13 protein-coding genes and 1 other RNA gene are annotated in these 13,374 nt (G+C 60.8%); 4 read left to right on the top strand and 10 right to left on the bottom strand.

What is annotated here, in order from left to right; all coding sequences use genetic code 11:
• Positions 1–5: 5 nt before the first annotated feature.
• The 9 genes from mraY to rsmI all read right to left on the bottom strand — a co-directional run bounded on the left by mraY (position 6) and on the right by rsmI (position 9,009).
• On the bottom strand, positions 6–1,088 hold the full coding sequence (mraY, locus tag AAEO81_RS06230) for a phospho-N-acetylmuramoyl-pentapeptide-transferase (RefSeq protein ID WP_296188429.1): 1,083 nt from the start codon (positions 1,086–1,088) through the stop codon (positions 6–8).
• Positions 1,088–2,458, bottom strand: coding sequence for a UDP-N-acetylmuramoyl-tripeptide--D-alanyl-D-alanine ligase (gene murF / locus AAEO81_RS06225; protein WP_341962317.1), 1,371 nt, complete (start codon positions 2,456–2,458; stop codon positions 1,088–1,090). The genes mraY and murF overlap by 1 nt, the downstream gene beginning before the upstream one ends.
• Positions 2,451–3,914 carry a UDP-N-acetylmuramoyl-L-alanyl-D-glutamate--2,6-diaminopimelate ligase gene (locus AAEO81_RS06220; protein WP_341962316.1) on the bottom strand — a complete coding sequence of 488 codons (1,464 nt, stop codon included), beginning with the start codon at positions 3,912–3,914 and terminating at the stop codon, positions 2,451–2,453. The genes murF and AAEO81_RS06220 overlap by 8 nt, the downstream gene beginning before the upstream one ends.
• Complete coding sequence (locus AAEO81_RS06215; protein WP_166596476.1) at positions 3,914–5,662, bottom strand: penicillin-binding protein 2; 1,749 nt, start codon at positions 5,660–5,662, stop codon at positions 3,914–3,916. Before AAEO81_RS06215 ends, AAEO81_RS06220 begins: the two co-directional genes overlap by 1 nt.
• Positions 5,659–5,952 carry a cell division protein FtsL gene (gene ftsL / locus AAEO81_RS06210; protein WP_166596475.1) on the bottom strand — a complete coding sequence of 98 codons (294 nt, stop codon included), beginning with the start codon at positions 5,950–5,952 and terminating at the stop codon, positions 5,659–5,661. Before ftsL ends, AAEO81_RS06215 begins: the two co-directional genes overlap by 4 nt.
• Positions 5,949–6,890: a 16S rRNA (cytosine(1402)-N(4))-methyltransferase RsmH gene (rsmH, locus tag AAEO81_RS06205; protein WP_341964476.1), complete on the bottom strand. Its 942-nt coding sequence runs from the start codon at positions 6,888–6,890 to the stop codon at positions 5,949–5,951. Before rsmH ends, ftsL begins: the two co-directional genes overlap by 4 nt.
• Before the next feature lie 2 nt (positions 6,891–6,892).
• A complete protein-coding gene (gene mraZ / locus AAEO81_RS06200; protein ID WP_037017349.1) occupies positions 6,893–7,348 on the bottom strand; it encodes a division/cell wall cluster transcriptional repressor MraZ in 456 nt (151 codons plus the stop codon).
• A gap of 310 nt (positions 7,349–7,658) precedes the next feature.
• Positions 7,659–8,016, bottom strand: an RNA gene (gene rnpB, locus AAEO81_RS06195) — RNase P RNA component class A.
• 87 nt (positions 8,017–8,103) lie between these two features.
• Positions 8,104–9,009, bottom strand: a complete 906-nt coding sequence (gene rsmI, locus AAEO81_RS06190) for a 16S rRNA (cytidine(1402)-2'-O)-methyltransferase (RefSeq protein WP_341962315.1) — start codon at positions 9,007–9,009, stop codon at positions 8,104–8,106.
• 222 nt (positions 9,010–9,231) lie between these two features.
• Here rsmI and AAEO81_RS06185 point away from each other — a divergent pair, with 222 nt between their 5' ends.
• From AAEO81_RS06185 to AAEO81_RS06170, 4 genes are all read left to right on the top strand, one after another.
• Positions 9,232–11,046, top strand: a complete 1,815-nt coding sequence (locus tag AAEO81_RS06185) for a penicillin-binding protein activator (RefSeq protein ID WP_341962314.1) — start codon at positions 9,232–9,234, stop codon at positions 11,044–11,046.
• Positions 11,043–11,417 carry a YraN family protein gene (locus tag AAEO81_RS06180; protein ID WP_341962313.1) on the top strand — a complete coding sequence of 125 codons (375 nt, stop codon included), beginning with the start codon at positions 11,043–11,045 and terminating at the stop codon, positions 11,415–11,417. Before AAEO81_RS06185 ends, AAEO81_RS06180 begins: the two co-directional genes overlap by 4 nt.
• A 158-nt stretch (positions 11,418–11,575) precedes the next feature.
• The gene (locus AAEO81_RS06175; protein ID WP_341962312.1) at positions 11,576–12,169 is read left to right on the top strand and encodes a phosphoheptose isomerase; all 594 of its coding nucleotides are present in this window, start codon (positions 11,576–11,578) and stop codon (positions 12,167–12,169) included.
• Entirely contained in the window at positions 12,166–12,744 is a 579-nt protein-coding gene (locus AAEO81_RS06170) for a BON domain-containing protein (protein WP_166596469.1), read from the top strand. Before AAEO81_RS06175 ends, AAEO81_RS06170 begins: the two co-directional genes overlap by 4 nt.
• A 216-nt stretch (positions 12,745–12,960) precedes the next feature.
• Here AAEO81_RS06170 and AAEO81_RS06165 read toward each other — a convergent pair whose 3' ends face one another.
• The gene (locus AAEO81_RS06165; RefSeq protein WP_093461845.1) at positions 12,961–13,374 is read right to left on the bottom strand and encodes a ClpXP protease specificity-enhancing factor; all 414 of its coding nucleotides are present in this window, start codon (positions 13,372–13,374) and stop codon (positions 12,961–12,963) included.

Here is a 13,374-nt window from a genome sequence, read left to right as displayed (position 1 = left end):
TCTGCTTACCTCAGTTTCAACGTGGCAAGGCCGATCAACACGAGAATCACGGTGATGATCCAGAAACGGACGATCACGCGCGGCTCGGGCCAGCCCTTGAGTTCAAAGTGGTGATGGATGGGCGCCATGCGGAAAACGCGGCGGCCGGTCAATTTAAAGGATGCGACCTGAATGACCACTGACAGGGTTTCCATCACGAACACACCGCCCATGATGAACAGCACGATTTCCTGACGAACGATCACAGCGATGGTGCCCAGGGCCGCGCCCAGCGCCAGCGCGCCGACGTCGCCCATGAAGACTTGTGCCGGGTAGGTGTTGAACCAGAGGAAACCCAAGCCCGCACCGATCAGCGCGCCGCAGAACACGATCAGCTCGCCCGCGCCCGGCACATAAGGGATCAGCAGGTATTCCGCGAATTTCACGTTACCCGACAAGTAGCAGAAGATGCCCAGCGCGCCGCCGACCATGACCGTTGGCATGATGGCCAGACCGTCGAGGCCGTCGGTCAGGTTGACCGCGTTGCTGGAGCCGACGATCACAAAGTAGGTCAGGACCACGAAGCCGATGCCCAGCGGAATGCTGAAGTCCTTCAGCATCGGGATCAGCAGCGTGGTTTCGACCGGCGATTGCGCAGTCATATAAAGGAAGATCGCCGCGCCGAGGCCAAACACGGATTGCCAGAAGTATTTCCAGCGGCTTGGCAGGCCTTTCGAGTTCTTCTCGATCACCTTGCGGTAGTCATCGACCCAGCCGATGCCGCCGAACAGCAGCGTCACGATCAACACCACCCACACGTAGCGGTTGGTCAGATCGGCCCACAGCAGCGTCGCGATGCCGATGGCGGACAGAATCAGCGCGCCACCCATGGTCGGGGTGCCAGACTTGGAGAGGTGAGATTGGGGACCGTCGTTGCGGACGGATTGACCGATCTGTTTGTTCTGCAGGGCACGGATCATCCATGGACCGAGGCACAGCGAAAGTGACAGTGCAGTGAGCACGCCAAGAATCCCGCGCAGGGTCAGGTACTGGAAGACCGCGAAGCCTTTGTAGAACTGTTGCAGATACTCGGCCAGCAGCAGCAGCATTAATGTTTCTCCAGACTGTTGCCACACAGCGCGGCGACGACGTTTTCCATCGCGGCACTGCGGGAACCTTTGATCAAAAGGGTGGTGTTCGTGTCTTGCTCGGCGCCCAGCGCCGCGATCAGGTCAGCCTGACTTGCAAAATGGCGGGCATCCTGCCCGAAAGCCTTCACGGCATGGGCCATCAGCGGACCGACGGCATACAGCGCGTCGACCTTGCCGGCCGCGTAAGCGCCGACGTCACGGTGGCCCTGCTCCGCCCAGTCGCCCAGCTCACCGATGTCACCCAGCACCAGCACCTTGCGGCCCGGGAACGTGGTGAGGATGTCGGTGGCCGCTGCAACCGAGGTCGGATTGGCGTTGTAGGTGTCGTCGATCACGCGCATACCGTTGGTCGCCAGTTGCGCGACGGTGCGGCCCTTGACCGGCTGGACGTTATTGAGACCGGTGACGATGCCAGGCAGCGAAACGCCCAAGGCATGCGCCGCTGCCGCCGCTGCCAGCGCGTTGGCCACGTTGTGCGCGCCGAGCAGATTCAGCTGTACCTGTGCCGAGCCGCTTGGGCTGTGCAAAGTGAAGGTCGGGCAGCCACGGGCGTCGATGCCGAGGTCGCTGGCATAGAAATCAGCGTCGCGGTTGTGTATCGAGAAGCTCAACACCTGGCGCTCACCCGCACGGGCGACCCAGATGCCGAAGGCTTTGTCATCCCGGTTCAGCACGGCGGTGCCGCGACTGTTCAGCCCTTCGATGATCTCGCCTTTGGCTTCGACGATCTTGTCAGGGCCGCCGAACTCACCAACGTGAGCAGTCCCGGCGTTGGTCAACACCGAGACATGCGGTTTGGTCAGGCTGACAGTCAGCGCGATTTCGCCCACATGATTCGCGCCCAGCTCGATCACGGCGGCGTCGAACTCTGGCGCCAGTGCCAGCAACGTCAGCGGTACACCCAATTCATTGTTCAGGTTGCCCTTGGTCGCCAGCACCGGGCCACGCGTGCGCAGGATGCTTGAGAGCATTTCCTTGACCGTGGTCTTGCCACTGGAGCCGGTGATCGCGGCCACTGGCTTGTCGACAAAAGCGTTGCGATTCATCGCCCCCAACTGCGCCAGCGCCTGACGGGTGTCGCGGACGATCAGTTGCGGCAACGCACTGCCTGGAATTTCATGTTCGACCAACGCGCCGACTGCGCCTTTGGCGGCGACCTGATCGAGATAATCATGGCCATCGAAGCGCGGACCGGTCAGCGCAACGAACAGTTGGCCCGGCTCGATGGCACGGCTGTCGATGCTCACGCCGTTGAAGCTCACGTCGTCGCCGACACGTCGGGCGTCGAGCGGCAGGAGCAGTTCGCTGAACGAAAGTGGCTTAAGCATGTGCAGCCCCCCATGCGTCCAGTGCCTTGGCGGCTTCTTCAAGATCGGAAAACGGATGACGCTGGTCATCGATTTCCTGGTAATCCTCGTGGCCCTTGCCCGCCAGCACGATGACGTCGGCGGCGTCGGCCTGGGCGATGATTTGTGCGATGGCCTGACCACGACCGGCCACGAATTCGACCGTGTCCACCGCGCTGAAACCGGCGCGGATGTCGTCGAAAATGCGGGCTGGGTCTTCGGTGCGCGGGTTGTCGTCGGTGACCAGCACCTTGTCGGCCAGACGCTCGACCATTTCGGCCATCAGCGGACGCTTGCCGCGATCACGGTCACCGCCGCAGCCGAACAGGCAGGTCAGTTCGCCTTTCGCGTGTGGGCGCAGGGCGTCGAGCACTTTTTCCAGCGCGTCCGGGGTGTGGGCGTAATCGACCACCACCAGCGGGCGGGTGCCGCCGCCCAAGCGCTGCATACGACCGACCGGCCCTTCGAGGCTCGGCAGCACTTTGAGAATCTCGTCCAGCGGGTAATCCAGCCCCATCAGCGCGCCGACCGCAGCCAGCACGTTGCTCAGGTTGAAACGGCCCAGCAGGCTGCTGCGCAATACGTGGTCGCCCTGCGGCGTCACCAGCGTGGCGCGAACACCGTCGTCATCGAAATGCGCATCGCGGCAGAACAGGTAAGCGCTGTTGTCTTCCTGGCTGTAGGTGATCAGCCGCGAATCGTGCGGTTTGGCAGCCAGTTCGCGACCAAACGCGTCGTCGAGGTTGACCACGCGGCAACGCAGGTCATTCCAGGCGAACAACTTGGCCTTGGCGGCACCATACGCTTCCATGGTGCCGTGGTAATCCAGGTGATCGCGGGACAAGTTGGTCATCACTGCCACGTCGAACGCCAGCGCGGTCACGCGGCCCTGATCCAGACCGTGGGACGACACTTCCATGGCCAGCGCCTTGGCACCGGCTTTTTTCAGGTCGTAAATGGTCGACTGCACGGAAATCGGATCAGGTGTGGTGTGAATCCCGCTTTTCAATTCGCTATAGAAGCCGGTGCCCAGCGTGCCGATCAGACCGCAATGCTCGCCCAGCTTGTCGAGCGCTTGAGCGATCAACTGGGTAACGCTGGTTTTGCCGTTGGTGCCGGTCACACCGACTACGTTCATGCTGCGGCTCGGGTCGCCGTAGAAACGACCGGCAATGTCCGACAGCTGCGCCGCCAGCCCTTTGACCGGAATCATCGGGATGTCAGTGATCGGCAGCACCTTGGCGCCTTCCACTTCATAGGCCACAGCCGCAGCACCGTGAGCGATGGCGTCGGTGATGTGATCGCGCCCATCGACCTTCAAGCCCGGAATCGCCAGAAACAGATCGCCCGGACGCACCTTGCGGCTATCCAGTGTCAGTTCACGAATCAGCAGGTCGCGGTCGCTCTGGGCGAAGATTTTGCTCAGGTTAAAAGGCATCAGCCGCGCCCTCCCTTGACCGGAACGACCAGCGGTGCCGCGTTGGCTTGCTGCTCAGGCGGGACCGGCGCGAGGTTGTCCGGACGCACGTTCATCAGACGCAACGTGCCCGACATGACTTTGCTGAACACGGGCGCGGAAACCAGACCACCGAAGTAGCCGCCTTTGCTCGGCTCGTCGATCACCACCACGATGGCGTAACGCGGATTGCTCATCGGGCCGAAGCCAGCGAACAGCGAGCGGTAGGAGTTTTCGGCGTAGCCCTTGGTGCCGACCGAGGTCTTACGTGCAGTACCGGACTTGCCCGCGACGTGATACGACGGAACGCGAGCACGGTAAACGCCACGCGGGTCCTCGATCACCTGTTGCAGCATGCCTTGCAGGGTCTTGGCGGTCGCCTCTGGAATCGCTTGAACCGAGTCCGATGGCTTGTCGGTTTTCAGGATGGTCAGCGGGACGATCTTGCCGTTGTTGGCCAGCGCTGAATACGCGTGCACCAGTTGCAGCGCGGTCACCGACAGGCCGTAGCCGTAGGACAGCGTTGCGGTTTCAGCCTTGCGCCACTCCCGATAATTCGGCAGGTTGCCGACGCGTTCGCCCGGAAAGCCCAGGCCGGTGTACTGGCCCAGACCTACACGTTGCATGGCGCGGAAGATCGCTTCGCCGCCGACGTCGAACGCGACCTTACTCATGCCGACGTTACTGGAGTTGATCAGGATGCCGGTCAGGTCGAGGATCGGGCCTTCGGTCTTGGTCACGTCACGGATGGTGTATTTGCCGATCTGCAGGGTGCCCGGGTACACCTCCACCTTGTCGCTGGGTTTCCAGCGGCCACTGTCGAGGGCGGCGGTCATGGAGATCGGTTTCATGGTCGAACCGGGTTCGAACACGTCGATGATCGCGCGGTTACGCATGGCGGCCGGGACCATGGTGCGACGGTTGTTCGGGTTGTAGGTCGGCTGATTGACCATCGCCAGCACTTCGCCGGTCTTCACGTCCATGATCACCAGGCTGCCCGCCTTGGCGTCGTTTTCCTGAATCGCGTTGCGCAGCTCGCGAGTCGCCAGATATTGCAGACGCAGATCAATAGACAAAGCCAAGGTCTTCCCGGCCTTGGCGTTTTTCTTCACTTGCAGGTCCTTGATGAGCCTGCCGCGTCGATCCTTGATCACTTGCCGCCGACCTGGCACACCGGCCAGCCAGTCGTCATAGGCCAGCTCGACACCTTCGCGACCGTGGTCGTCGAGGTCGGTGAAGCCGACCATGTGTGCAGTGACATCGCCCGCCGGGTAGAAACGGCGGAACTCTTCCTTGCCGTACACACCCGGTACTTTCAGGTCGAGCACTGACTGGCCCTGCTCCGGGGTCAGCCCGCGAACCAGATAGATGAATTCTTTAGTGGCCTGCTCGTTCAGCCGGTCAGCCATGGCCTTCGGGTCTTGACCCAGTGCCTGCGCCAGTTGCGGCCACTTGCTCTTGTCAGCCTGCATTTCGGACGGGTTGGCCCAAATGGTGGTCACCGGCGTACTGACGGCCAACGGCTCGCCGTTACGGTCAGTGATCAGGCCACGGTGCGCAGGAATCGAAACGTTACGCAGGCTGCGTGCATCGCCCTGTTCGATCAGGAAACGGTGATCGATGACCTGCAGGTCGACGATGCGATAGGCAATTGCCGCCACCAGCACCGACAACAGGCCGACCACGACGCGGAACCGCCAAGGGTAGAGTGCCCCTTCGAGTTTCATCATGGCGACACCATCCGGATATCGGCGGCGTTCGGGATACGCATTTTCAGTTGATCGGTCGCCAGCGCTTCGATGCGGCTATGAGCGGTCCAGGTGCTTTGTTCCAGAATCAGACGGCCCCACTCAGCCTGGGCCTTGTCACGCACGCTGAGTTCGGAATACAGCGAGTTCAGCAACTGACGGTTCCAGTGAGCGCTGTAGGCAACGCCGATTGCCGACACAAGGACGGCAATGAACAGCAGCAGCATGAAGAAGCTGCCGCCTGGCAATGGCTTGAAGAAACCGCGGCTCACCGGAGTTTCTCCGCAACGCGCATGACAGCACTGCGCGAACGTGGGTTGGCGCGGGTCTCTTCATCGGAGGCGAACTGCGCCTTGCCGATCAGTTTGATGCGCGGCTCGAAGGCCTGATGACGGATCGGCAAGTTGCGCGGCATGTTGTCTGCCTCGCCCTTGACCAGTTTGCGCATGAACAGTTTGACGATGCGGTCTTCCAGCGAATGAAAGCTGATCACTGCCAGACGGCCGCCCACTTCCAGCGTTTCCAGCGCGGCATCGAGGCCGGCTTCCAGATCGCCCAGTTCGTTGTTGACGTGAATGCGCAGCCCTTGGAACGCACGGGTGGCCGGGTTCTTACCCTTTTCCCACGCCGGGTTGGCGACTTTCAGCACTTCGGCCAGGTCGCCGGTGCGTTCAAAGGGTTGGGTTTCGCGACGTGCGACGACAGCGCCCGCCATACGTTTGGCAAAACGCTCTTCGCCGTATTCCTTGAACACGCGGGCGATTTCTTCGGCCGGTGCGGTGTTGACGAATTCGGCGGCGCTGACCCCACGGGACGGGTCCATGCGCATGTCGAGCGGGCCGTCATTCATGAAACTGAAGCCGCGCTCAGGGTCGTCAAGTTGAGGCGAGGAAACGCCAAGGTCCAGCAGGATGCCGCTGACTTTTCCGGCAATGCCCCGTTCCAGAGCTTCCGAACCCAGCTCGGCAAAGCTGCGCTGCACAATGACAAAGCGGCCGTCTTCGGCCGCCAGCGCTTGCCCGGTGGCAATCGCTTGAGGATCTTTATCGAATCCGAGGAGCCGTCCATCCGGCCCGAGGTTCTGGAGGATGAGACGGCTGTGCCCGCCCCGTCCGAATGTCCCGTCCAGATAGCAGCCATCAGCGCGCACCGCGAGAGCCTCGACGGCTTCTTCGAGCAGTACGGTGATGTGGGTAAAGCCGCTATTCATAGTCACAGGATCAAATCACGCAGTTCATCAGGCATCGCGCCCGGTTTTTGAATGGCCGCGAGGTCCGCATCAGCAAGTGCGTTCCACGCGTCCTCATCCCACAGTTGAAACTTGTTCAGTTGGCCGACCAGCATCACGCGCTTGTCGAGCTTGGCGTACTCGCGCAAACGCGGCGGTACCAGAAAACGCCCACTGCCATCGAGTTCCAGATCCACTGCATTCCCGATCAACAGTCGCTGCAGACGACGGTTCTCTTCACGAAATGTCGCCAACTCACGCAATTTGGCTTCGATCAATTCCCATTCAGGGAGTGGATAGATGCACAAGCATGGGTCGACGGTATCAATGGTCACGATCAATTGGCCGGCACTACGCGAATCCAACTCGTCACGGTACCGGCTCGGCATAGCGAGACGGCCCTTTGCGTCGAGATTGATTGCGTTTGCACCACGGAACACAGGCGCTTTCTCCGAATATTATCGTTTTGCGGTCAAAAAACCCACTTCACGCCACTTTCCGCCACTTGCGCACACTATAGGAATGCGCCCACCACACCGTCAAGGCGACTTCTTAAGGAAAACCCTTACAGGACGGAGATTTACGACGGGTAACAGATGAGTTTTGGGGAAATTCGGAATGGTCTGACAGATAAATCCGAGCGAACTCAAAAAGATGAGGTTTGAAGTTAATGTGATTTATGAGGTTTAAGATTTTTTCGGTATTACGAGGAGGGGTTCTACGAGAGAAAAAAGCAGGAAGTGGGGAAAGGTGGAGAGTCGATCTGTAAGCCGGGTTCTGTCGAGGACAGTCATTCCTCTACGATGGCCATCACTGGACATCTTTAGCAACCTACCCGGTTCCAGCGCGGGCCACGCCTTGGAACCCTATTTGGTCTTGCTCCGAGTGGGGTTTACCTAGCCACGAACTGTTGCCAGACGTGCGGTGCGCTCTTACCGCACCTTTTCACCCTTACCGGCACCGAAGCGCTTAGGCGGTTATTTTCTGTGGCACTTTCCGTAGGCTCGCGCCCCCCAGGCGTTACCTGGCACTCCGCCCTATGGAGCCCGGACTTTCCTCCCCCCTTCATTGCGGAACAATGAAAGGCAGCGACTGTCCAATCGACTCTCCGCCGCCAAGGTTAATGGCAGGGCGGCACAAGAACAAGCTTTAATAAGCCTCTCGCCAATTTATGTGACAGGCTGACGGGTATCCCTTACGCCCCTTTTTGCTTCTCCAGTGCCACCTGATACAGAAGGTTTTTGCGCACGCCGGTGATTTCCGCAGCCAGCGCCGCTGCACGCTTGAGGGGCATTTCCTCCAGCAGCAGATCCAGCACGCGGCGAGCTTCGGCACCAATCGCATCTTCGCCTTCCGGCTCGCTCCAGCCTGCCACCAAGACCACGCACTCACCGCGCTGCTGATTGCTGTCGCCTTCCACGAACGCGCGAAGCTCACCCAATGGCAGACCTTTCAGTGTCTCAAAGGTTTTGGTCAATTCACGCCCCAACACTGCCGGACGGTCTGCGCCGAAGATTCCTTCAAGGTCTTGCAGACATTCAAGAATTCGGTGCGGCGCTTCATAGAAAATGACGGTACGCGGTTCTTCTTTCAGCAATTCGAGCCGAGCCTTGCGCCCCACCGACTTGGCCGGAAGAAAGCCTTCGAAGATAAAACGGTCGGACGGCAGCCCCGCCGCCGACAGTGCCGCGATCAACGCGCACGCCCCTGGCACCGGGACAACTTGAATCCCCGCCGCACGGGCCTGGCGCACCAGGTGATAACCCGGGTCTGAGATCAGCGGGGTACCCGCATCGGAAATCAGCGCCACATCATCGCCCGCTTGCAAACGCGCAATGAAACGGCTGCCTTCGTCCCGCTCGTTGTGTTCGTGGCACGCGGCCAAGGGGGTCGAAATGCCAAAATGCTGCATCAGTCGTAATGAATGCCGGGTATCTTCAGCGGCAATCAGCGACACCTCGCGCAGCACCTTCAAGGCTCGCACGCTCATGTCATCCAGGTTGCCGATCGGCGTGGCCACCACATAAAGCGAGCCTGTAGTGGAATTCAAAGCACCCGGAGCAGTCAAAGCGCACACCTCATGTTCAGTCAAAGCCTGCATTGTACAGGTTAAGGCGACCCAAACAGGGAGATTGAAAAATGGACCGAGGTATTCGCGAGGCGATTCCTGTCGTCGCTGTGAATCAGGGAAACACACCGACTGAAACGCCCGGTTGCGCTTGAAGGCGACCCATATCGCGGCATTAACGCCGACAACATCGCGCCCCGGCCAGTGCTTGGGTACAATTCCACGCTTATTTGCTTGAGTATCAGGAACACACACATGATCGCTTGCCTGCGGCTGTTCTCTGCCCTCTGCCTGGCTGCCTTATTGGCCGCTTGTGCCGGTTCGCCCTCCTCCAGTCTTGGCGAACTGCCACGCACACCCGACGCCAGCATCGAGCAGCTGCTCGAACAAGCCGCTGCGGCGAAAACACCCGATCAGGCCGCGCTCTTGCGACTGACCGCCGCCGACCTGGCCGCACGCCAGAATAACCCCGGCCGCGCTGCCAGCATTCTCGAACAGGTCCAGCTGGACCAGCTCAAGACCGACAAGCAAATCTACGCCAACACCCTGTCTGCCGAACTGGCGCTGGGCCGCAGTCAGCCAAAGGCTGCGCTGACCGCCCTGAACCACCCGAGCCTGCAGCATCTCGGCGAAATGCCGGTCGATCTGCAAACCCGCACCCATACCGTTCGCGCCCGCGCCCTCGAAGCCGACGGCCAGACCCTCGCAGCCGCCAGCGAACGTGTGTTCATGGGCCCGCTATTGCAAGGCGATGCCTTGAGCGCCAACAACGACGCCATCTGGGCGCTGGTTGCAGCCTTGCCACCTGAGCAACTGCAAAGCACCGCCAATGATGACATGGGCGGCTGGCTGAGCCTGGCACGCGCGGTCAAAGGTGCGGGCACGCTGGAACAGCAACAGGCGGCCATCGACAACTGGAAGGCGCAGAACCCGCAGCACCCTGCCGCCCGCCAATTGCCAACCACCCTCGCCCAACTGCGCGATCTGAAAAGCGAGCCATTGACCAAGATTGCCCTGCTGCTGCCGCAGGACGGTCCGCTGGCTTCGGTGTCCCGCGCCCTGCGTGACGGCTTCATGGCGGCTCACTATCAAGCGCAACAGGCCGGTCAGAAGCCGCCTGCGATTGAAGTCTTCGACAGCTCCCGCGTGACCTCCATGGATGCGTTCTACGCCCAGGCCAAAGCTGCTGGGGTTCAACTGGTAGTAGGTCCGCTGGAAAAGCCGCTGGTCAAACAACTGAGCGCTCACCCACAACTGCCGATCACCACCCTCGCCCTGAACTACAGCGATTCCGGCGCTCAAGGCCCGGCCGAGCTGTTCCAGTTCGGCCTTGCCGCCGAAGACGAAGCCCGCGAGGTTTCCCGTCGCGCCTGGGCCGATGGCAAGCGCAGCGCGGTGGCCATGGTGCCGAAAGGCGAATGGGGCGATCGCGTACTCGATGCTTTCCGTCAGAGCTGGCAAGCCAAGGGCGGCACCCTGCTGGGCGTCGAACGCATCGATCAACCGGTACAACTGGCTCAGCAAGTCGCCGACCTGTTCCAACTGCGTAACAGCGAAGGTCGTGCCCAGCGCCTGCAAAGCACCACCGGAGCCCAGGCCGCCGCTCAACCGACCCGCCGTCAGGACGTCGACTTCATGTTCCTGGCCGCTACGCCGCAGCAGGCGCAACAGATCAAACCGACCATGGTTTTCCAGTACGCAGGTGACGTCCCTGTCTACGCCACGTCGCACCTGTTCACCAACAGCAATGATCAGGCGATGTACAACGACCTGGCCGGTGTACGCTTCTGTGAAACCCCTTGGCTGCTGAACGCGAATGACCCACTGCGTCAACAAGTCACCGCGCAATGGCCACAGGCAGCGGGTAGCCTTGGTCGCTTGTACGCCATGGGCATCGACGCCTATCGCCTGGCGCCTCGTCTCACCCAGCTGAAAACCCTGCCGGAAAGCCGCATCGACGGCCTGTCGGGCAGCCTGACCATCGGTCAGGGCCAGCGTATCGAGCGTCAATTGCCGTGGGCTCAGTTCGTCGATGGCAAGGTGCAGCGCCTGCCGGACACCGCGCCTTGACCTCAGGCAACCCGCGACAAACCGCCGGGCGCGAGGCCGAAGCCTACGCCCTGCGGCACCTGCAGCAACACGGTTTACAGCTGATCACGCAGAACTGGTCATGCAAACGCGGCGAGCTTGATCTGGTCATGCTCGACGGCGATACAGTAGTATTCGTCGAAGTTCGCTATCGGCGCCACGCCGGATGGGGTGGCGCACTGGAGAGCGTCGATGTTCGCAAGCAGGGAAAGCTCACCCTGGCCGCACAGTGGTTTCTGCAAAGCGAGTCGAAATGGTCCGATTACCCGTGCCGCTTCGACGTCGTGGCAATCAATGGCGACCCAGGCACGGCACCTGCGCTGAACTGGCTACAGAACGCGTTCGACAGTTGACGGGACCCCCAGGCCCAGCATCAGCACGCTCACCGACACACATAACCCACACCGTTTTTTTTGCTTTTTGCTTTGCGGGCCGCACAGTTTTGTGCCGGGATGCCGATGACCTGAGTCAAACGCCGCCCGACCAGCCGCCCCTATTAAGGTTTTCATTGATGGACATGCAATCCCGAATTCGCCAGCTTTTTCAGGCCAGCATCGATACCAAGCAACAGGCGATGGACGTTCTTGCACCCTACATCGAACAAGCCAGCCAGGTGATGGTCGGCGCCCTGCTCAGCGACAGCAAGATCCTGGCGTGTGGCAACGGCGGCTCGGCCGGCGACGCACAGCACTTTTCGTCCGAACTGCTCAACCGCTTCGAGCGTGAGCGACCGAGCCTGCCAGCCATCGCGCTGACCACGGACACCTCGACCATCACCTCGATCGCCAACGATTACAGCTACAACGAAATTTTCTCGAAACAGATCCGCGCCCTGGGCCAGTCCAATGACGTCTTGCTGGCCATCTCCACCAGCGGCAACTCCGCCAACATCATTCAGGCCATTCAGGCCGCACATGATCGGGAAATGATTGTCGTGGCCCTGACCGGTCGCGACGGCGGCGACGTGGCCTCGCTGCTGCTGCCTGAGGACGTGGAAATCCGCGTCCCGGCCAAAGTCACCGCACGCATTCAGGAAGTCCACCTATTGGTGATCCACTGCCTGTGCTATTTGATCGACAGCCAAATTTTCGGGAGTGAAGAATGATATCCAAACGCCTCAGCTTGCTGGCCCTGACGCTCTGCCTGGGCATCAGCGGATGCAGCTCGGTGATCAACGCCAGCCGCGAAGCCCCGATCGACGACGACCGCGGCACCCGCACCTTCGGCAGCAAGATCGACGACTCGCTGATCGAAACCAAGGTCGCGGTGAACATCGCCAAGGCCAACCCGGACCTGGACAACGCCTCGCATATCGTCGTGACCAGCTTCAACGGCGTCGTGCTGCTGGCCGGCCAGACCCCGCGTGCCGACCTCAAGCAGTTGGCCGAACAAACCGCCAGCCAGGTGCAGAAGGTCAAGAAGGTCAACAACGAGCTGCAAGTCATCGAGCCTTCCTCGGTGCTGGCCCGCAGCAACGACGCGTGGCTGACCAGCAAGATCAAGACGCAGATGCTGACCGACAGCGCCATCCCCGGCTCGCGCATCAAGGTCGTGACCGAGAACGGCATCGTCTACCTGCTCGGCCTGCTGACCCAGGCCGAAGCCACCCGCGCCACCAACCTGGTGCAGGGCGTGAGCGGCGTGCAGAAGATCGTGAAGTTGTTTGAGTACATTGATTAAGGCGTCTACGAACTATCAACCTGTAGGTGGCCTAGGGGTGATGTCGGATATCTGTAGGAGCGAATTTATTCGCGAGGCGGCAGCACGGACGATAAAGATGCATTGGCAGTGACGCCCTCTCGCGAATGAATTCGCTCCTACAGGGGTCGGTGACGAGACACCGGATACAAAAAAGGCGATCCCTCGGGATCGCCTTTTTCATTACACGCAGTCAACTCACTTGACCACTTTCAGACTCGGCCGGCCGGTCGGGCGTGGCGGCTCGTCGTCCGGTGGCGGCATGTCGTCATCCACGTCCAGGTCTTCGTCATCATCCACGGCAGGCTCCAGGTCGAAGACCATGCCCTGCCCGTTTTCGCGAGCGTAAATGCCCATCACCGCAGAAACCGGAACGTACAAGCTATGGGGAACGCCGCCGAAGCGGCCTTCAAAGCTCACCGCGTCGTTGTCCATGTGCAAATGACGCACGGCACTTGGCGAAATGTTGAGGACGATCTGACCGTCGTTGGCGAAGCCTTGCGGGACTTGCACCGCCGGGTATTCGGCGTTGACCAGAATGTGCGGCGTACAATCGTTATCCACGATCCACTCGTAGAGCGCGCGGATCAGATAGGGGCGACTGGAGTTCAT

Origin of the sequence: Pseudomonas sp. RC10 (genome assembly GCF_038397775.1) — a bacterium.
Classification (GTDB): domain Bacteria; phylum Pseudomonadota; class Gammaproteobacteria; order Pseudomonadales; family Pseudomonadaceae; genus Aquipseudomonas; species Aquipseudomonas bambusae.
The sequence above is the reverse complement of the archived record's forward strand: the minus strand, read 5'-3'. Positions and strand labels throughout refer to the sequence as shown.

Excerpts from the sequence above, each read along its gene's own strand:
- mraY (WP_296188429.1), bottom strand. The coding sequence starts at position 1,088 with ATGCTGCTGCTGCTGGCCGAGTATCTGCAACAGTTCTACAAAGGCTTC.
- murF (WP_341962317.1), bottom strand. The coding sequence starts at position 2,458 with ATGCTTAAGCCACTTTCGTTCAGCGAACTGCTCCTGCCGCTCGACGCC.
- AAEO81_RS06220 (WP_341962316.1), bottom strand. The coding sequence starts at position 3,914 with ATGCCTTTTAACCTGAGCAAAATCTTCGCCCAGAGCGACCGCGACCTG.
- AAEO81_RS06215 (WP_166596476.1), bottom strand. The coding sequence starts at position 5,662 with ATGATGAAACTCGAAGGGGCACTCTACCCTTGGCGGTTCCGCGTCGTG.
- rsmH (WP_341964476.1), bottom strand. The coding sequence starts at position 6,890 with ATGAATAGCGGCTTTACCCACATCACCGTACTGCTCGAAGAAGCCGTC.
- rsmI (WP_341962315.1), bottom strand. The coding sequence starts at position 9,009 with ATGCAGGCTTTGACTGAACATGAGGTGTGCGCTTTGACTGCTCCGGGT.
- AAEO81_RS06185 (WP_341962314.1), top strand. The coding sequence starts at position 9,232 with ATGATCGCTTGCCTGCGGCTGTTCTCTGCCCTCTGCCTGGCTGCCTTA.
- AAEO81_RS06175 (WP_341962312.1), top strand. The coding sequence starts at position 11,576 with ATGGACATGCAATCCCGAATTCGCCAGCTTTTTCAGGCCAGCATCGAT.
- AAEO81_RS06170 (WP_166596469.1), top strand. The coding sequence starts at position 12,166 with ATGATATCCAAACGCCTCAGCTTGCTGGCCCTGACGCTCTGCCTGGGC.
- AAEO81_RS06165 (WP_093461845.1), bottom strand. The coding sequence starts at position 13,374 with ATGAACTCCAGTCGCCCCTATCTGATCCGCGCGCTCTACGAGTGGATC.